The following is a 17,374-nucleotide window of genomic DNA, read 5'->3' as shown; positions in this document are numbered from 1 at the left end:
CTAGAGATGAAAAAATATCTTAGTGAATCAATTGAGCTATTAGAGCGAATCAAAGGTCTAAATATTATTAGAATGATTAGGCCATTTTATGGTGATGTGGATCTGTTTATGAAAAACTTCCCAAGAGTTCAGGAGCGAGAAATTTTTGCTTTTAGCGGCTATTCGTTATTCATTAAATTTGAAGTCTTGGGATGGGTGGCGTTTGCTGAGTGCGAGCGAGAACTTTCAATTGTCATGTGGCAATTTGATGAATTGACAAGATTGAAGGTTTTTCCAGATTCTGAAGTCAATAATATCAGTGGCCAGAAATATATCGAATGTTCGGATGAGACATATAGTGAGTCGTATTGGGCGGATTTTATTGGAACAAAAATTTCTGGAATGAAGATCATATCCCTTTCGGTTGATCGAGAAAATATAAGATCATTCAAAAATGAACGCGGATTGTGGATGGTTAACGACAGTGGCGCTGATTTGATTGTGGAGACCTCGCTGGCAGAAAAAGGTATTCCAGGAGGGTTGAATTTGATAAGAAAGAATCAAATTCGAACTCAATTGCTAGGTGATCTTGCTTTTCGTAATGTTTGAGGGGTCTATGCCGTTTCGTGGCGTTGTTGCATAAATCTATTTTGACTGGAAGTTTTCCGGCGGTTTCAAGAGCGAACTGCAACGCTGGGTTAATGAACAGCGGTGTTCGGATTGTTTAATCGGATTATGTGCGCGGTATAAATGACCAGTGACGATTGGAAACCAAATCGGGTGCTCAGGCGCTGGTTGTAGGCCGGGGTCAGATCCGGCATCCTTACGCGATCTCAGCTTTGGCTATCTTGATCTGCGGGGCACCGGCGGGGTCAGGTCCGCTATTCGTAAGCGATCTCAGCCATTGCCGTCTGGATTTGCGACAAGTTGAGCTTTACCAAATGCCGATACAGCTCGACGGACTGTTCTGCTCGAGAGGTGTGCGGGAGCCGGGGTCACGGGAGCCGGGGTCAGGTCTGGCATTCGCACGGGAGCCGGGGTCAGGTCCGGCATTCGTACACGATCTCAGCCTTGGTCGTCTCGATCTGCAGCAAGTTGCGCTTTCTTAAATGCCGATACGGCTCGACTGACTGTCCTGCTCGAGACGAGAAATACGGAGGCGATATGGGTCATGGTAAAAGCGGTCGACAGATAAGCGCGTGCCATCGCCTCGTCTCTGTCGCTATAGCGCGCCCGAAACTGCTCTAATGACAGCGTGACAGCGCGGCGCTGCGACCTTGGCGTATCTCCGGGCGTCTCGGTGCGCTGCGATTGCTGATGTGCTGAAATGAAGGCCTCATCGCCTAGTAGAATCTGGTGGCAGGTGCGAGCGAGCGGACTCGCCTCGTTTATCCCGGCCGCGACAAACCGAGAGTAGTTGGCGATTGCCTCGTCGTGCGTGTCGCCGAACTGGCTCAAAAGCCAGTCGCATGCTAAACCGGCAATGACGGATTTTTCTGGCAAGGGTATTTATAAGGGGATCGGTAACTAAATGGTTTGGAAAATACTGAAAATCAAGCGCTTAGCCAGCTCGTTGACAATTGAGTGGGATCGCCCTTCCGGTAGATTAAGGTAACGCCGGGTCAATGAAACAGCTTAAGCCTTTGATTTATCAGGGGCTCTTTTTCTCCAGCATGTCCTGCGGCAAAGTGGATGGCTGGGTGCCGCTAAAGGCAATCTCGTCCCTTCTGCATCAGTTACCGGACGATTCAGGCCGGAACAGCAAACGCGACAGGGTGAAATTAACTCCCAGGGCGGCCACGGAACCTGCCGCCACCGCAGTCCATGGCTGCGCCTGCGCATACGCCACGCTGGCGATGCACAGCGCATATACCGCGTAGTTGACCAGGGCGCCCATCGTCATCAGGCCAATGTAACGCAGCCATTCCGCGCGGCTGGCACGGTTGGTGGTGCGGAAGGTGTAGTGCCGATTGCAAATCCAGGTGAAACTGGCGGCCGCGAGGAACGAGAAAATGCGCGCCTTGTACGGGTTTGTGGCTACCGTCTGCAGCAATAATTGCAGCACGCCCGCATCGATGACGAAGCCCAGCGCACCGATCAGGCAAAAGCGGACGAATTGGTTCATCGCGGGCGTTGCGGTGGGGCGATTTGCAGGTAGATCAGACGTTTGATTTCTTGGCGGCCACGGGTGACGGTGTCGAGTATGAGTCCACAGGCGGCCGACAGTGCTGCCGTGATACCCATGCCCGTTACCAGCACGGCGGTCGGGAAGCGCGGCACCAGGCCCGTTTCCGCGTAGGTGATGAACAAGGGGATGGCCAGCAAGGTCGCCAGTGCTGCCAACAGCCCGGCGATGCCGCCAAAGAATGCCAATGGACGCTCCATGCGGAACAACTTGATGATCATAAACAGGATGCGCACGCCGTCGCGATAGGTGTTCAATTTGCTGTGCGAGCCGACGGGACGCGATTTGTACGCGGAGGCGATTTCATCTACCGACATGCGCAGTTCCAGCGCGTGTACCGTCAGCTCGGTCTCGATTTCAAAACCGTTGGCAAGGGCAGGGAAGGACTTCACATAGCGCCGTGAAAACACGCGGTAGCCGGACAGGATATCGCTGAAGGAGCGGCCGAACAGGCGCGCCACGCACTCGGTCAATAGCCAGTTGCCGAGCCGGTGTCCGGCACGGTAGGCCGCGACCTCTTCGGTGATGCGGCGCGCCACCACCATGTCGAGCTGATTGGCGAACAGGCTGTGCAGCATTGCCGGTGCGCTCGCGGCAGCGTAGGTGTCGTCGCCGTCAACCAGCACGTAGGCGTCCGCTTCGATGTCGGCAAACATGCGGCGTACCACGTTGCCCTTGCCTTGCAGGGGCACGCTATACACGACCGCACCATTTTCCCTGGCAATTTCGCTGGTGCGGTCGCTGGAGTTGTTGTCGAACACATACACGGTGGCGCCGGGGAGGGCCGCCACGAAATCACGGACCACGGCGCCGATGGCGACTTCTTCGTTGTAACAAGGAATGAGTACGGCGATTTGCTGCTGGTGGATCATTAAGTTGTTCCTGTGGGGGGATAGCCATGGGGCGAAAGCGTACCGAGCAAGGCCGGCCAGTGCGCGGGGTGTATCGTGCAGCGCACTTGACGCGATGATATGCATCATCAATAATTATAGTTGATAATTTTAGTGTACTGGTGAGCATACGATGACCCATCTTGTTGTGGCATATTCATGATGGACAAAATCGGCTATGCCGCCCTGCATTACCTGACGCTGCTTGCCTTCCTGTTCTCAAGCTGGGGTTATGGCCATTTCCTGGTGCGGCGTTTTACGCGACTGTCGTCGCCATCGACACTGGCGTCTGAAGCGACTGTTTCTGATGGCCCCTTCCTGCATGCGTACAGCGCCGTGGTTGGCATCGGCATCTCGATCTGCTTCCTGCAATGGCTGGCAATTGCCGGTCAATTTCGCCACGCGCCAGTTCTCGGCATCGTACTGGCGGGCACGCTGATGGGCGCCGTGCAGCTACGCGCGCTACGCCCACTGGCCTGGCCGTCATGGGGCCAGCCCTGGCGCGCCGCCAGCTGGCCCTTGCGTGGCGCCGGCCTGATCATCGCATTGCTGCTGTTGCCTACGCTGATTGCGCCGCTGTGCCCGCCGCTGGCATGGGACGAAGTAATGTATCACTTGCCGCATGCCCAGCAGTGGGTACTCAACGGCAAACTCACGGTCAACGCCTGGCTGCGCTATCCATGGTTTCCCTACAATATCGATGTGCTGTTTGCCGGCGGCATGCTGATGCAGGACGATGTGATGCCCCACATGCTCAACGCGCTGATGGGCTGGCTGGCAACCGTCCTGGTGTACCAGACCGGCAAGCGTCATGGCGGTGCCGGACTGGCATGCCTGGCAACCATCATTTTCCTGGTGCTGACGCGCTGGGACTATGACAGCGCCATGATCGACCTTGGCGTGACAGCTTTCATGTTTGCCGGCTGCCTGGGCTTTCTGCGCTGGATGGAACAGCCGCAGCAACTTGGCTGGCTGGCCAGCGCGGCATTTCTGTTCGGCGTCGCTGTGGGCGCCAAATACCAGTCCCTGACGGTGCTGCTGCCGCTGGCCGTTGCCATGTTGCTGCGGACCCGCAAGCCCGGTGCGTGGCTGGTTGCCAGCATCAGCCTGCTGTTACCCTGCATTTACTGGTACGTCCGTAATTATCTGATGACAGGTGATCCATTCGCGCCTGTTGGCGGCAAACTGTTCGGCTTCACGGACTGGAACCCGGGGGATTATGCCGGACAATTCATCGACCTCAAGATGAATGCGGACTGGCCGCACTTCGTGCTCTGGCCGGCCCTGCTCGCGCCCCTGGTTCCCGCCCTGCGGCAATCGCCTGCGGCGCGCGCGGCAATGATGTTGAGCGCGTATGCACTGATGGTCTGGTATCTGACGTCGCATTATGCGCGCTACCTGATGCCGTATTTCCCCATCCTTGCATTGCTCGCGGCGGCTGTATGGCGCTGGGTGTTCATGGCAGGAATCGAGAAGATCGGCGCGCTGGCAAGATCGCCGGCGCCGGCGCGCATCGCCAATATACAGCGTCGTGCGGCTGCGACCCTGGCGGTGTTGACGCTGCTGGCCCTACTGCCTAATGTCGCCAACAAATGGGCGGGCAACTGGGCCATGATCGCAGCGGCCCCGGCGGCGCGCGAGGCGATCCTGGAACGCAAGATCACCGGCTATCCTGTGCTGGCGTATTTGCGCCAGCATCCGATGGGGCAAACTTATCAGTTCGGCCTGGAAGATGCGCTGTACTACGCGCCACTGCGGACCTCGGGTGACCATTTCGGGCCGGGCCGCTACCGCGATTTCGCCACGCTGGCGCCGGCGGCCTTGGCGGCAGCCTTGCGCGAGCGCGGCAACGACAGCATGCTGGTGCATGTCACGCGCTGGCCGGGCATTACCACCCAGGCGGGCTTCGAGCAGTCGTTTGCGCTGGTGTACCAGGACGGGCCGGTGGCGCTGTACCGGATTTTATAAGTATGTAATGCCTCATCCTGATGCTTGAATTTCAGGTTTTTCATGGCCGGGCACGCGGTGCGCAAGGCGCGGGCATCAGGCGGGGGCAGGACCAGGCCATGCGGCGTCCATGAGCATGCAGCATAGCCGCCGCTGCCAGATCAAAATCGCCGATTCTTTGATGAGGGGCCGCGCGGGCTTTCGCGCTGCTGCTGGGGTCTCCATGCTCAAGACGATCGACCACCGCCTATGGGAGGATGGCGCTGCGCGACGTGCAGGTGATGGCCGCCCGCCTGCGCGCCTTGTCGGCACTTTTTTATGCCAGGCAAAATTTTAAACAGAGCGAGGGAGTGGACGCATCGCTTTTGAAATACATATTGGCGCATTGTGGCCGGATTGAACGACGAACCGGAGGAGGAAGCGTGGAATCGAAGGACATTGAAATATGCAAGGAACTTGCCCTGTATTTGTACAATATCGCACCAGGCCAGGCCAAGACCATCTTGCTGATCGCGGCGCTGTCGCCGGAAGGCGATGTCGGTCAGCAGGAAACGTATTCAAACGACGGCGTCAAGGAAGAGCAATTTTTCACCAATGATGAGGACATGATGAAGATGCATGAATTGTTGAGCTCGCATCAACGATTGATGGTCAGCCAGAATCAACCCGCGTGGACGCGCTGCGATTTTACGGTGACGGTTGCTACCGGAAAGTTCTCCATGCGATTGGGGTATGAGGATAATATGTTCATGGGTGGGTCATTGCGCGCATGAAAAAGTTGCAGGTATGAGCGGATTATAGAGGCGCACGGCATGCTGCCTCCTGCATCGCACTGCAGGGGCATGTACCTTGCGCTGCAAGGCCGATCACGGCCATGCAACGGCAATACTGCCGGACTGCCGGACTGGGCGCGTAGCCTAAGCCGTCTGCCCCAGGCTGACCAGCTTGCCCAGGGTATCTTGCGCATTCATGGACTTGGCCAGGGTGACGGCGCGCATGCCTCGGCTGTCGGCGGCGTCGATGCGGGCGCCGTGTCGCAGCAGCAGTTCCAGGATGGCCAGGCGGTTGAACATGGCGGCCATCATCAACGGCGTCTTGCCGTCCGGGCTGGCGCCTTCCACGCTGGCGCCATGCCGCAGCAGCAGCTCGGCGATCTCCAGGTAGCCCTTGTAGGCCACGCCGGCCAGCGGCGTCTGGCCCTGGTCGTTGGGCACGTTGGCGTCGGCACCCGCTTCGAGCAGCAGACGCGAGGTTTCCAGGTGGCCGTGGTAAGCGGCCAGCATGATCAGGCTGTCGCCTTTTTCATTGCGGAAGTTGACGGGCACGCCGTACGCCAGCATGGCGCCCAGCTGCTGCGTGTCGCCTTCGCGCACCAGGGCGAACAGGCCCTGGATGAAGGCCAGCGTCTCGGCATCCATCGTCGGCGGGGTTGTCGGTGTTTCGGCGTTCATGGGGTTCTTTCCGCAAAAGTGGTCGGGGCGCCCAGCTTACTATGCCTGCGCCCCGCCTGTCTTACTTCACCACGCCGCAGGCCATGCGCGCGCCGCCGCCGCCGAGTTTTTCCGGGTGGTCGCTGTGGTTGTCGCCGCCCACGTGCACCATCAGGGCGTGGCCCTTGAATGCATCGGCCTTCAGGCGCGGTGCCAGCACCGGGTAGGTAGCCGTGCCATCGGCTGCGACGTAGATGGCGGGCAAGTCGCCCTGGTGGCCGGTCGCGTCGTACGGTCCCTTGTGCGCCGCCGTCTTGGCCGGATCCCAGTGGCCGCCCGCTGCGCCGGCTGGCGTCGGCTTGCCGTCGGTGACGGTGGCGTCGCACGACGGTTTTTCGTGCAGGTGGAAGCCGTGCGTGCCTGCGGGCAAGCCCTTCAGGTCCGGCGTGAGCAGGGCGCCGTAGGGCGTCTGCGTGATGCTGATGGTGCCTGCCGCCTGTTCGGCGCCATTCGGCCCGGCAAAGAACAATTCCACCGTTTGCGCCTGCGCCAAAGGCGCGCCGCATAGCAGCACTGCCGTCAATACTAGTTTCATGCGTATCTCCTCAATCTCGCTTGTCGAACAGGGCCAGGCCCCTTGCCGTGGACATTGTCGCATCGTGCCTGGATTTACCGCGCCCGCTTGCCGTTAGCCATGCACCCCGGCCACCGGCGGCGCCAGCGCTTTTTGCCGCGCGGCCAGCACAGCGCCGATGAACAAGGCGATGGCCGAGGCGATCAAGCCCCGTTCCAGGCCCGCCGGGCCATCGGCGATCCAGCCGACGACGATGGGGCCGGCGATCTGCCCCAGCGCGAACACCGTCGTATAGGCGCTGATGCCGGCCGTCCACGATGCCTGCGGCAGGTTATGCCGCACCAGCGCCGTGGTCGAGGCGACGACGGACAGGAATACGCCGCCGAAGACCAGGCCCGAGAGGAAAACCACGGGGGCAAAGCTGGTCAGCGCCGGCAGCACGGTTACCACGCCCAGCAGGCAATTCAAAATGGCCAGCGATTCGCCGCCCTTGTAGCGGTCCAGCATGCGCGCCCAGATGCGCGACGACGCCACCACCGCCAGCCCCAGCAAGGTGTAGAAGATGGTGACGAGGGTGGGCGTCATGCCTTGCTGCCTGAGCAGGGCGATGACAAAGGTCATATAGCCGATGTAGCCGACGCCAAACATGAAGTAGCCGGCCAGACTGGGGGCAAAGTCGCGCCAGGCGAAGCGCCGTCCTTTGTCGGGAGCGCGCGGCGCTTCGCCGATGGCCCTGGCCGGTGCCGCCATGATGGCGGTGGCCAGCAGGCAGGCGACGCCCAGTGCCAGCCATGGCCATTGCCAGGCGTGCGCGGCACCGTGGTCATGCGCTGCACCCAAGGCGACCGGCACCAGCAGGGCCGACAGCGCGATGCCGAAACCCGTGCCGCCGTAGTACAGGCCGATATAGAAGCCGGCGCGCTGGCTGTGCATGGAGCCGAGCCGCGCCGCCAGCACGCCGCCGGCGATGAAAATGAAGGCGCTGGCCACGCCCGCGCACACGCGCTGCAGGAACAGGGCGGCCGTGTCGCTGACCAGGCCCGAGATCAGCATGAAGATGCTCGCCAGCACGCAGCCGGCCATCAGCAGGCGCCACACGCCCAGGCGGCGCATCAGGGGCGGCGTGGCCAGGGCGCCGAGAAAGTAGCCGAGCGCATTGAAAGTATTCATGGCCCCCGCCAGCAGGTAGGACCAGCCCAGGTCGTCGCGCATGGGCGGCAGCAGCAAGCCATACGAAAAGCGCGACAGGCCGAGGGCGATGGCGGCGCCCAGCGAGAGCGCCAGGGCGGTGGCCAGCGGATGGGCAGGAGAGTGGTCGTGTGACGGCATGGAGACCCGTGTAGGTGGCAGCGTGCGGTGAAGCCGGCCGCCGCACTGCGGTTTGCCGGCTGGCAGGGTCTGTTGGCGGCGGCGCGCTACGCAGCGTGCCGCACATTCTTGTTTAGCAATAATTTACTAGTAAGTTAATGAATATCAGTTTACAAGTCAAGCAATCGCTGGCGACGTAGAGAACAGGAATTGTTGCTGGCAATAATGCAATTATTATCATTGTGACTTTTGGAGAGAATTGTGAGACATGCAATCTCATATAATTGCATTTAGGAAATTAACTTGCCTAAATTCAATTTCGCGAGTTACTCCTGATCCTATATCTCATAAGGGCACTATGAATAAGAATAAACCTGGCGCGTTGTTGATCGCAGCGCTGATTGGCGCGGCATTAGCTGGCTGCGCTTCCGAATCGTCGCAAGCCCTGGCTGTTCCCACGGTCGCCAGCGCCGCCCGTCCCTACGTTGGTCCACGCACCCTGATCGCGGTCGGAAAATTCGACAACCGCTCCAATTTCATGCGCGGCATCTTTTCCGACGGCGTCGACCGCCTGGGCAGCCAGTCGAAGACGATTTTGATTGCGCACCTGCAGACGTCCAACCGTTTCAACGTGCTCGACCGTGACAACATGGCCGAACTCAAGCAGGAAGCGGACTTCAAGAAGCAGGGCCAGAACATCAAGGGCGCGGACTTCGTCGTCACGGGCGACGTTACCGAATTCGGCCGCAAGGAAGTGGGCGACAAGCAGTTGTTCGGTATCATGGGCCGCGGCAAGACGCAAGTGGCGTACGCCAAGGTCACCTTGAACGTCGTCAACATCGCTACGTCCGAAGTCGTGTTTTCGGCCGGCGGCGCCGGTGAATACAGCCTGTCGAACCGCGAAGTGCTGGGCTTTGGCGGCACCGCCAGCTATGACGCCACCCTCAACGGCAAGGTATTGGATCTGGCCATGCGCGAAGCCGTCGAGCGCCTGGTTGCCGGTGTCGAAGCGGGCGCACTGCGCAAACAATAAGGTATCCCATGAAACAGACAATGATGAACAAGGGCGCTGCCCTGCTGGCGCTGCTCGCCTGCGCCGCACTGACCGGTTGCGCCACGCAATCGAAGACCCTGTATCAATGGGAAGGCTACCAGCCGCAAGTGTATGAATACCTGAAGGGTGAAAGCCCGGAGCAGCAGATTGCCGCCATGGAAAAAGACTTGCAAGTGATAGCCGCGAAGGGCAACCACGCGCCGCCGGGTTTCCACGCCCACCTGGGCATGCTGTACTCGATCGCCGGCAAGCCGGAACAGGTCGCCGCGCAGTTCGAAGACGAGAAGAAGCTGTTCCCGGAATCGGCGCCGTACATGGACTTCCTGTTGGGTAAAATGAAAAAAGGCGAAAAATTATGATGTCGCGCATGTTGAAAATGGCCCTGTGCCTGGGTCCCGCCATCTTCATGGTCGGTTGCGCCACCAAACAGGCGGCCTATGACTATACGGCCTTCAAGGCGGCCAAGCCCCGCTCGATCGTGGTCTTGCCGCCGTTGAACAATTCACCGGAAGTCAATGCCGGCAACAGCGTCTACGCGCAAGTGACATATCCGCTGGCCGAAGCGGGATATTATGTGCTGCCGGTGGCCGTGGTGGGCGAGACCTTCAAGCAGAACGGCTTGACGAACGCCGCCGATATCCACGGCGTCGATGCCAAGAAGCTCAACGAGATCTTTGGCGCCGATGCGGGCCTGTACGTGACGATTTCCAAGTACGGCACGACGTACGCCGTGATCGACAGCGTGACGGTGGTGTCGGTTGATGCCAAGCTGGTCGACCTGAAGACGGGCGTCTTGCTGTGGCAGGGCGCGGCCAGCGCATCTAGCAATGAAGGCAACAATAACGGTGGTGGCGGCCTGATCGGCGCGCTGGTGACGGCGGCGGTCAAGCAGATCATCAACACCACGACCGATGCCAGCCATCCTATCGCCGGCACGGCGAATGCGCGCCTGCTGTCGGCCGGGGTCCCCAACGGCCTGCTGTACGGTCCCCGTTCGGAACGCTACCTGGCGCAGTAAGCGCGTCGCACCACCGCGCGCGGGCCCTGCCGGGCCTTGCCGCGCGGTGGCGTTTGCCGCGCGGTAGCGTGGACCAGCCCGTTCCGAGTAAAGAATGCCCGTTCCAGCTAGGCAGGCATCACATTACTGAATAATCCTTTGCTGACTAATCACGCCTATCATAGAGCAACATGCCGAACGAGAACGCAGCGCAACTCTCCGCAAGACAGGCCAATTTCACCGTTTTCCATCAGGAACTGGCGCAAGTGCTGGTCGATTTCATCGGCCGCATCGGCATCGAGCCCGCTGCACCCGTGTTGAAGCAGGCGGCGCAGTACGTGCCACTGGTCGAACAGGCCCTGCGCGACATGGCCGTTGCCGATGAGGCGGACCGGACCTGGCTGACGGCGCGCATCGCCTATTTTCTCGGCGAAGTGTTTGTGCAGCAATATGATGGCTGCTGGTATGTTAACGACGCGCCCGGGTCGCCGCTGCATGCGCGATACGCGGTGGGGAAGTTTGCCAAACCCGCACAGGCGGCCATGCCGGTCGATCCCTTCGGGCTGGCGCAAGCCTATGTCGCTGCGCCGGTGCCTCGCGCCTTGGCACCCTTGCTGGCGGACGTGCACGCTAAGCTGGAGGGCGACCCCCGCTTTCTTCCCTTGCGCGCCTGCGGCAATTTTTGCGTGGCCGCTGAGGCCCTTTGCCCCGCGTGCACGGGCCAAATCAAGGAAAAATGCACCGTAAGGTGATCGTAAGGTAAGCATTCAACGCTTCCGTTAGAGTAATTTCCAACACGCAACACACTCCCTTTGGAAAATGCTACTCACCGGAATCTCTCATGAATGCTCGACTCAAGCTGCCGGCGCAAGCCCATGATATCCCTGTTTCGCAAGATGCGGTTTGGTTGTCAGTGCGGCAACTTTTGGCCAGTCCCACGTTTGTCAAGGCGCCGCGCATGTGCCGGCTGCTGTCCTACCTGGTGGAAAAAAAGCTGGGCGGCCTCGAGCATCAGATCAGCGAATATGCGATCGGCCTGGAAGTGTTTCGCCGCGACGCGCACCTGTATGACACGGGCCTCGATCCTGTCGTGCGGGTACAGATGGGCCGCTTGCGCGGGCGCCTGGCAGCGTATTACGCCTGCCTGGCAACGTCGCCCGGCGTGCGGATCAGTATTCCGCTAGGCAAATATATACCCGTGTTGACGCCATGCGAGCCAGCGTCGCGGCCCCCGCCGCAACAGCAGTTGCAACTGGCGCCACTGCGCAACCTGACCTGCGAGAACGGTGGCAATGCCTTCGTCAGCGGCCTGGAAGAAGAATTGGGCTACAAGCTGTATCAGACTTTTGGCGCAGCCGTCCGCTTGGTCGAGGCGAGTCCGGTATCGGCTGGCGCTGCCAGGCTGGGGTTGGCGCACCGCCTGGAGGGCAGCATCCGCGTCGAGCACAGCCATGTGCGCGTCAGCATGCGCCTCGTCGATGCCGATGCGGGGCAGATCGCGTGGCTGTCGCAGTTCGATCGCGAGGGCGAACTGGGCATGCATTTGCAGGAAGAGCTGGCCAGTGCAATCTGTGGCCAGCTCCAGCATTACATGGTTGGTTGGAGCGGGGGGATATTGCCCTCCTGGGGATCGATCGCCAGCTCGGCGCCAGTGATGGTGTTGCGGTAGTTGATATAGAAGTTGTAGGTGTCGAGCGAGGTGTACGGATTGATGGTCATCACCGACAGGTGTCTTGCGCCAGGTACTTGTTCCAGCACAGGCGAGCTGCCTTTTGGCGTGGTGTTGACGATCGTCCAGCCATGGCGCGTCGCTTCGAAGTCGAGGATGAACAGGCAATCGGTGGGCTGGTTGCAATTGATGTCGCAGCTGGGGCTGTTTTGATAGCTGAGGCCGGAAAGAGGCGACCAGAAGCTGTACAGGGCTTGCGCGTTGTGGTCGGTGCCGAGGATGCTGATGGTGATGGTACGCTGCGGTGTGGCAAATTTCATATGCTTCCTTCCTATCGGGTGGAGATGAAGTGGACGTAAGATTGTTCGCGATAACCGATCTGCTTCAGGCGGCTGGCCGCCAGCTGGACTGCCTCATCGTTCTGCAGGCAGGCATTCACGCGCACCCAGGGATCGAGGATTTGATGGTTCATCGTTGAAGCGCCTTCCTCCTTGATCATGCCATACGCTTGTTTACAAGTCATCATTAATGATATGAAATCTTTTTGTTCGTGTTGCAACGTTGCCTGCAGCAGCAAGGTTTCGATCAGCGCCAGCCGGCCGCTCAGGCTGGAGGGGTTGCGAGCGTACAGTTGTTGCAGGGCCGCGCCTGCTTTGCCGATCTCTTTCTGTGCCGCTTGCACTTGGCCCGTTGCCCGCAGCGCGCCCCCCATGCGGGCGCGGGCGAGCGCTTCGCGGCGCGCCCAGGACGCATTCTTCGGATCGAGCGCCAGCATGGCTTGCAGCTGCGCATGCACGGCCGTCAGCCTCGGCAGTGCCTTCTCCGCCGGCATGCCACGGGCGAGCACGCGCAGCCGTTCCTGTTCCAGGTTCGTCAACTCTCCCTGCCAGGCCCGGTTGTTGCGGTCCTGCCCCACGATTTGGGTAAACAGTTGCTTCGCTTCGTCGTAGTCGCGCAGCGCTTCGGCATCCATGCCGCGCGCCACGCCCAGCATGGCCCGGTGCTGCAAGGCACGCACGAGGCGGTAGATCCACATCGATTCGCCGGGAAAGCGTTCGCGCAGGCCCAGCGCCAGCTGCATTTCGTGCGCATACAGCTGCTGTGCCTCGTCCAGTTCGCCCAGCGACTCCTTGGCCGAGGCCAGCCAGGAATAGCTGTCGGCCAGCTCGGCGGCCACGCTGTGCGAGTTGGGCGCGTGTTCCAGCGCGCGCCGTTTCAGGGCGATCGATTGCACGAACTGCGGCACGGCCTGCTGCGGCATGCCGCGCGTCTGCGCCAGTGCGCCCAGGTTGTTGTGGGCATACGATTGCTCCACCCACCACTCGACATTTTCCGGTTCCAGCCGGTGCAGCAGGTCGGCAAACTTCTGGTACTCGCGCCAGGCATCTTCGGCCGCCTGCCAGTTGTTCTGGTCCTTGTGCATTTGCCCCACCCAGTAGGCGTTCGCGCCCAGGTTCTTCAGCACCTGGGTATCTTGCGGCGCCATGCGGTGCTGGCGCATCAGGATGGCGTTTGCTTGCTGCAAGGCATCGATGGCGTGCTTCGAGTCGCCTCGGGAACGGCTTACTTCGCCGATGACTTGCAAGGCCCGGGCGCGCAAGGTCAGCGCGTTCGGGCTCAGGTCATCGCCTTGCGAGCCGCTCAGGTAATGCAGGGCCTTCAGGCTGACCGATTCGAGGAATTCCAGGCGTCCCAGCGGACGCAGCTTGTCGGCGAAGTCGCCCAGCATGTAGTCCATCAGGCTTTCCGCTTCGCCGCGCCGCAATTCCGCCGTGCGCTTGGCCGCCAGCGCACTCAGGCCAAGGATCGACGCCAGCAGCGCCAGTACCACGATCAGCGCCAGGGCCAGCACGCGCACGCGGTCGCGCTGGCGCGCGCGCCGCTCGGAACTGCGGATGAATTCGCTTTCCAGTTCCGTCAGCGACAGCACGCCCGCCTGCCGCAGCTCCTTCGCTTCATCGAGTGGCTTTCCTTGTGGCAATAAAAAGTCCACGGGCCGGCCTTCGTCGCGCCAGCGTCCCGCCTGCTGTGCCAGGCGTCCGCGCGCGCGCAAGGCACCGCGGTGCGCCGTGATCCAGTCCGTCATGCGTGGCCAGCGCCGCAGGATGGCGTCATGGGCGATGCCGAACACGGGCACGCCGCCCACCAGGTCGCTGACGAACAGGCGCGATTCGACCAGCGCATCCATCGCCTGGCGCGCCGCCTCGCCGCGCAGGGCCGACCACGGCGCGCGCTGGCTGCTGACATTTTCCTCATCGATCGACAGCACGCTGACGAGGGACATGATGTGCGGCAGGAATGCCTGCTGGGCCTCGCTCATGGCCAGCACGACCTGCTCGGCGCGCAGGCCGATGGCTCCTTCCAGATCACCCAGCTGGTGGAAGGCATCGAAGCTCAGTTCACCGTCGGGCATGCGCATGCGGTACAGCTCCTGCAGGCAGTATTGCAGCAGGGGCAGGGCGTCGGGACTGTCGGCCGCGCATTTGCACAGCACATCATCGAGCCGCGCCAGCGAGACGGGGTCGACGCCGAACGTCAGCCTGGCCGCCGCCGCCGGCTTGCGGATGATTTCCGCAAAGTCGCTGACGCCAGGCGGGCCCAGGTCGAAGTGGCCGCCGTGACGCTTGCCTTCGGTCAGCAGGGCATAGCGGGCCAGGCTGGGATAGAAATCATTGCGGCAGGCAAGCACCAGCACGGCGACGCTGCTGCGCGCCAGCTGTTCCAGCGTGTGCAGGAAAGCGCGCCGCTGCGGCTCGCTGATGCGCGTGACGTTGAACAGCGCCTCGAAGCGGTCGATGAAGATGCCAAAGCGCGTGCCAGGCGGCTTGCGCTCGGCCAGCGCGGCGGCCAGTTCGGCGATGACGCTGGCGCAGCCCTGTTCCAGGCGCGTGCCGAGGGAGACGGCGTTCTCGCCGGGAAACGCCCAGCGGTCTTCCCATTGCAAGTCCAGCAGTGTGCCCGCCAGTGCCGTAAACAGGGTCTGTTCGCCCTGGTCGATCAGGTCGAAGGTAGTGCTGGCCAGCAAGCGCGTTTCGGCGCCCGCGCGTTCGCGCGACAAGGCGGGCAGCAGGCCTGCCTGGATCAGCGAAGTCTTGCCAGAGCCGCTGGGGCCCAGCACCAGCATCAGCGCAAAGCCGCTGTTGACTTGCGCCTGCACGGCGTCGCACAGCTGGCGGATGCTTTCATCGCGCCCGAAAAACACGTCCGCATGGCTTTCATCGAAGGCCAGCAAGCCGCGAAACGGCGAGCCTGTCCGCCAGTTCTTGCGTGCCGCGCTGTCCCGCACATCAAATTCCAGGGGCGCCAGGGCGCGGTAGCCGCGCTTGCGTATGGTTTCAATGTAGACGGGAGAAGTGGCGTTATCGCCGAGGATGCGGCGTAGTTGCGCGATATTCTTGTGCACGGGGCTGTCGCCGTACAGGGTGCTGCCCCAGCATTGCGCCAGCAGCTCATCCGCGCTGACGATGTCGCCCTTGGCCATGCACAGCGCCAGGAGCACATCCATGGTGCGCGGTTCCATCTGGCGCCGCTCGTCGCCATTATCGATGCTGTTGGTGGATGGATGGACGAACCAGGCACCAAAGCGGAAGCGGCTTTTCATGTGGCGGCAAGGGGCAGGGGAGAGGTGCGTAACGGGAACATGGCGATATGTTACTTAGATGCAATTTTTATATCTTATCACGGTTATTTCCCGTATCGCCAGCAATTCCGCGGCAGGCAGCCGGCTGTTGTTACTTGTGTTACGCGGACGCCGCCAACTAGACTTTTCTCGCCGACGGAAGCGTCAACAGGAGCGTGAAGCGATGCCAAAAATCTTAGCCTGGAGTGTGGAAATACAGACTTTCATGCATCAGCCTGCGCTGCACATGCCCGTTGGCCTCGCTTCCGTCACGCAGCTGCGCGAACGCGTCACGCAGATGTACGCCTTGCTCGACGCCAGCGCCGGGAATGGCCAGGAACGCAGCAGCCTGATCTCCTATCCGCTGGCCTTGCGCGTGGCCGGTGGCGGACCGTTCCATCTCGGCGACGACTATGACGAAATGCCGCCGCATACGGAGCGCGGGCATCTGCTGGCCGATGTGTTCGGCGGTGAAGACAATGAACGCAACCTTGTTCCCATGCCGCGTGCGTTCAACCAGCAAACCTGGAAGAACGAGGTGGAAGGGACGCTGAAGGCGCTCGGCCTGCAGCACCCCGGCACCATGCTGGGCATGAAAATCGACTGCGAATACGCCGGGCAAGATCCGCGCATACCGTCGCGCTACGCCGTCAACCTGTACAGTTTCGGGAGAAAAGATGCGCTGCGTGAGATGGTTGGCTGGGAAAACGTTCTGGCCCGTCCAAATGCCCTGTTCGGTGATATCCCGCGCGGCTACCAGGAAAACATAGGGCGGCTGTTCAACCCGTTCAACTACGCCCACATTCTGACGCGCAATCTCAGCCCGGGCTTGCCAAGTCCCATCCTGCCTGAACACGAATCGGTGGTGGGAACCTTGACGCTGGCCAGCCTGTGCGAACTGGCCGAAACCTTGCGCGTTCCCATGCTCGACGCCCGCCGCGCCATGTTGCATGCGAACTGGACGCTGGAAGATACGGGGCAGGCGTTGCGCCACACCTTCCAGCTGCCGCCCGCGCACCGCCGTCCTTATGCCGTGCTGGACTACATGCTGGAGAGAGGGGAGCTGCAGGGCGTCCATCCCCGGCTGGAAAGGAAAACCCTGGGCCGGTGTTTCCAGTCCAAGGGCTTTTCAGACTGGCAGCGCGAATTGATCTTTGCCGCAAACCTGATCCTGCATGGCAATCGCCAGCTGATTATCTCGGACCACGAGGACGACGAAGTCTATCGTCAAGTAGTGGTGGATTACGCCTCGCGTTCCGGCGAGGTCGCGACCATGGGGCGCTACGAATATGCCGTGCGCGAGTGGGTGCGGGCCGTCAACCTGGCACCGGGCCTGAAGGTGCCACGGGGTGCGCTTTTCCTGAATTCCACGGCGTTTGCGCCGCAGGTCGACCATGTAGTTGCCAAGGCCGGGGTGGGAAACGGCATCGATGCATTCAGCAATGCGCAAGTGGTCAGCGGGCGCTGGAACCGCTCCAAGTCGGACAATGTGATTGAACAGGGCGCCGTCGCACGCACGCGCATGCTGTTTTCCCGTTAAGGAGCGGCGTGGCCGGCGCCATGTGATACCGCGTTGATACTTGTGTTACGCCGCAACGCAGTCCTACCATCATTTCCGAACTACCCGATTTACCCCATGTGTGGACGGTATCTTCAACGGTTGGCCCGGGCTTGCGCAAGCTGTACGGCGCTTCACCCACCCACCAGGCCGTCTCTCCGCTG

At 61.0% G+C, this 17,374-nt stretch carries 17 protein-coding genes; 9 read left to right on the top strand and 8 right to left on the bottom strand.

Annotated features, from left to right (window positions below):
- Window positions 1–6: 6 nt before the first annotated feature.
- Complete coding sequence (locus ACQ4WR_RS03530; RefSeq protein WP_436485346.1) at window positions 7–588, top strand: hypothetical protein; 582 nt, start codon at window positions 7–9, stop codon at window positions 586–588.
- 456 nt (window positions 589–1,044) lie between these two features.
- Here the strand turns inward: ACQ4WR_RS03530 and ACQ4WR_RS03525 are convergent, their stop codons facing one another.
- From ACQ4WR_RS03525 to ACQ4WR_RS03515, 3 genes are all read right to left on the bottom strand, one after another.
- A complete protein-coding gene (locus ACQ4WR_RS03525) occupies window positions 1,045–1,482 on the bottom strand; it encodes a hypothetical protein (RefSeq protein ID WP_436485344.1) in 438 nt (145 codons plus the stop codon).
- 229 nt (window positions 1,483–1,711) lie between these two features.
- Window positions 1,712–2,104: a GtrA family protein gene (locus tag ACQ4WR_RS03520; protein ID WP_436485342.1), complete on the bottom strand. Its 393-nt coding sequence runs from the start codon at window positions 2,102–2,104 to the stop codon at window positions 1,712–1,714.
- Window positions 2,101–3,036, bottom strand: a complete 936-nt coding sequence (locus ACQ4WR_RS03515) for a glycosyltransferase family 2 protein (protein WP_436485341.1) — start codon at window positions 3,034–3,036, stop codon at window positions 2,101–2,103. Before ACQ4WR_RS03515 ends, ACQ4WR_RS03520 begins: the two co-directional genes overlap by 4 nt.
- Before the next feature lie 177 nt (window positions 3,037–3,213).
- On the opposite strand from ACQ4WR_RS03515, the gene ACQ4WR_RS03510 reads away from it, so the two are divergent.
- Together ACQ4WR_RS03510 and ACQ4WR_RS03505 are read left to right on the top strand one after the other, a co-directional pair.
- Window positions 3,214–5,022 carry an ArnT family glycosyltransferase gene (locus tag ACQ4WR_RS03510; protein ID WP_436485340.1) on the top strand — a complete coding sequence of 603 codons (1,809 nt, stop codon included), beginning with the start codon at window positions 3,214–3,216 and terminating at the stop codon, window positions 5,020–5,022.
- A 236-nt stretch (window positions 5,023–5,258) separates the two neighbouring features.
- Window positions 5,259–5,774 carry a hypothetical protein gene (locus tag ACQ4WR_RS03505; RefSeq protein ID WP_436485339.1) on the top strand — a complete coding sequence of 172 codons (516 nt, stop codon included), beginning with the start codon at window positions 5,259–5,261 and terminating at the stop codon, window positions 5,772–5,774.
- Window positions 5,775–5,918: 144 nt separating this feature from the next.
- On the opposite strand, the gene ACQ4WR_RS03500 is transcribed toward ACQ4WR_RS03505, so the two are convergent.
- The 3 genes from ACQ4WR_RS03500 to ACQ4WR_RS03490 all read right to left on the bottom strand — a co-directional run bounded on the left by ACQ4WR_RS03500 (window position 5,919) and on the right by ACQ4WR_RS03490 (window position 8,334).
- Window positions 5,919–6,452, bottom strand: coding sequence for an ankyrin repeat domain-containing protein (locus tag ACQ4WR_RS03500; protein ID WP_436485338.1), 534 nt, complete (start codon window positions 6,450–6,452; stop codon window positions 5,919–5,921).
- A gap of 61 nt (window positions 6,453–6,513) precedes the next feature.
- On the bottom strand, window positions 6,514–7,026 hold the full coding sequence (gene sodC / locus ACQ4WR_RS03495; RefSeq protein WP_436485337.1) for a superoxide dismutase [Cu-Zn] SodC: 513 nt from the start codon (window positions 7,024–7,026) through the stop codon (window positions 6,514–6,516).
- A 93-nt stretch (window positions 7,027–7,119) separates the two neighbouring features.
- The gene (locus ACQ4WR_RS03490; RefSeq protein ID WP_436485336.1) at window positions 7,120–8,334 is read right to left on the bottom strand and encodes a YbfB/YjiJ family MFS transporter; all 1,215 of its coding nucleotides are present in this window, start codon (window positions 8,332–8,334) and stop codon (window positions 7,120–7,122) included.
- Window positions 8,335–8,671: 337 nt separating this feature from the next.
- On the opposite strand from ACQ4WR_RS03490, the gene ACQ4WR_RS03485 reads away from it, so the two are divergent.
- The 5 genes from ACQ4WR_RS03485 to ACQ4WR_RS03465 all read left to right on the top strand — a co-directional run bounded on the left by ACQ4WR_RS03485 (window position 8,672) and on the right by ACQ4WR_RS03465 (window position 12,033).
- Entirely contained in the window at window positions 8,672–9,346 is a 675-nt protein-coding gene (locus ACQ4WR_RS03485) for a CsgG/HfaB family protein (RefSeq protein WP_046684981.1), read from the top strand.
- An 8-nt stretch (window positions 9,347–9,354) separates the two neighbouring features.
- On the top strand, window positions 9,355–9,726 hold the full coding sequence (locus ACQ4WR_RS03480; protein WP_258002864.1) for a DUF4810 domain-containing protein: 372 nt from the start codon (window positions 9,355–9,357) through the stop codon (window positions 9,724–9,726).
- Window positions 9,723–10,385 (top strand): DUF799 domain-containing protein, encoded by a 663-nt coding sequence (locus ACQ4WR_RS03475; RefSeq protein WP_102293676.1) that lies wholly within the window; start codon window positions 9,723–9,725, stop codon window positions 10,383–10,385. The genes ACQ4WR_RS03480 and ACQ4WR_RS03475 overlap by 4 nt, the downstream gene beginning before the upstream one ends.
- A 170-nt stretch (window positions 10,386–10,555) precedes the next feature.
- A complete protein-coding gene (locus tag ACQ4WR_RS03470; RefSeq protein WP_436485335.1) occupies window positions 10,556–11,116 on the top strand; it encodes a hypothetical protein in 561 nt (186 codons plus the stop codon).
- A gap of 173 nt (window positions 11,117–11,289) precedes the next feature.
- Window positions 11,290–12,033 (top strand): hypothetical protein, encoded by a 744-nt coding sequence (locus ACQ4WR_RS03465; protein WP_436485333.1) that lies wholly within the window; start codon window positions 11,290–11,292, stop codon window positions 12,031–12,033.
- On the opposite strand, the gene ACQ4WR_RS03460 is transcribed toward ACQ4WR_RS03465, so the two are convergent.
- The gene (locus ACQ4WR_RS03460) at window positions 11,952–12,353 is read right to left on the bottom strand and encodes a hypothetical protein (protein ID WP_102293673.1); all 402 of its coding nucleotides are present in this window, start codon (window positions 12,351–12,353) and stop codon (window positions 11,952–11,954) included. The two genes, ACQ4WR_RS03465 and ACQ4WR_RS03460, sit on opposite strands and share 82 nt — an antisense overlap.
- An 11-nt stretch (window positions 12,354–12,364) precedes the next feature.
- Window positions 12,365–15,634, bottom strand: coding sequence for an nSTAND1 domain-containing NTPase (locus ACQ4WR_RS03455; protein WP_436485332.1), 3,270 nt, complete (start codon window positions 15,632–15,634; stop codon window positions 12,365–12,367).
- A gap of 58 nt (window positions 15,635–15,692) precedes the next feature.
- Between ACQ4WR_RS03455 and ACQ4WR_RS03450 the strand changes: the two genes are divergently transcribed.
- Window positions 15,693–17,192 carry a DNA/RNA non-specific endonuclease gene (locus ACQ4WR_RS03450; protein ID WP_436485330.1) on the top strand — a complete coding sequence of 500 codons (1,500 nt, stop codon included), beginning with the start codon at window positions 15,693–15,695 and terminating at the stop codon, window positions 17,190–17,192.
- Window positions 17,193–17,374: the final 182 nt, after the last annotated feature.

It is taken from the genome of Janthinobacterium amylolyticum (genome assembly GCF_051380655.1).
Classification (GTDB): domain Bacteria; phylum Pseudomonadota; class Gammaproteobacteria; order Burkholderiales; family Burkholderiaceae_D; genus Janthinobacterium.
This window is presented reverse-complemented; position numbering and strand designations above follow the sequence as displayed.

Coding starts and splice junctions, on each gene's coding strand:
- ACQ4WR_RS03530 (WP_436485346.1), top strand. CDS start 7: ATGAAAAAATATCTTAGTGAATCAATTGAGCTATTAGAGCGAATCAAA.
- ACQ4WR_RS03520 (WP_436485342.1), bottom strand. CDS start 2,104: ATGAACCAATTCGTCCGCTTTTGCCTGATCGGTGCGCTGGGCTTCGTC.
- ACQ4WR_RS03515 (WP_436485341.1), bottom strand. CDS start 3,036: ATGATCCACCAGCAGCAAATCGCCGTACTCATTCCTTGTTACAACGAA.
- ACQ4WR_RS03510 (WP_436485340.1), top strand. CDS start 3,214: ATGATGGACAAAATCGGCTATGCCGCCCTGCATTACCTGACGCTGCTT.
- ACQ4WR_RS03505 (WP_436485339.1), top strand. CDS start 5,259: ATGGCGCTGCGCGACGTGCAGGTGATGGCCGCCCGCCTGCGCGCCTTG.
- ACQ4WR_RS03500 (WP_436485338.1), bottom strand. CDS start 6,452: ATGAACGCCGAAACACCGACAACCCCGCCGACGATGGATGCCGAGACG.
- sodC (WP_436485337.1), bottom strand. CDS start 7,026: ATGAAACTAGTATTGACGGCAGTGCTGCTATGCGGCGCGCCTTTGGCG.
- ACQ4WR_RS03490 (WP_436485336.1), bottom strand. CDS start 8,334: ATGCCGTCACACGACCACTCTCCTGCCCATCCGCTGGCCACCGCCCTG.
- ACQ4WR_RS03485 (WP_046684981.1), top strand. CDS start 8,672: ATGAATAAGAATAAACCTGGCGCGTTGTTGATCGCAGCGCTGATTGGC.
- ACQ4WR_RS03480 (WP_258002864.1), top strand. CDS start 9,355: ATGAAACAGACAATGATGAACAAGGGCGCTGCCCTGCTGGCGCTGCTC.
- ACQ4WR_RS03475 (WP_102293676.1), top strand. CDS start 9,723: ATGATGTCGCGCATGTTGAAAATGGCCCTGTGCCTGGGTCCCGCCATC.
- ACQ4WR_RS03470 (WP_436485335.1), top strand. CDS start 10,556: ATGCCGAACGAGAACGCAGCGCAACTCTCCGCAAGACAGGCCAATTTC.
- ACQ4WR_RS03460 (WP_102293673.1), bottom strand. CDS start 12,353: ATGAAATTTGCCACACCGCAGCGTACCATCACCATCAGCATCCTCGGC.
- ACQ4WR_RS03455 (WP_436485332.1), bottom strand. CDS start 15,634: ATGAAAAGCCGCTTCCGCTTTGGTGCCTGGTTCGTCCATCCATCCACC.
- ACQ4WR_RS03450 (WP_436485330.1), top strand. CDS start 15,693: ATGCAATTTTTATATCTTATCACGGTTATTTCCCGTATCGCCAGCAAT.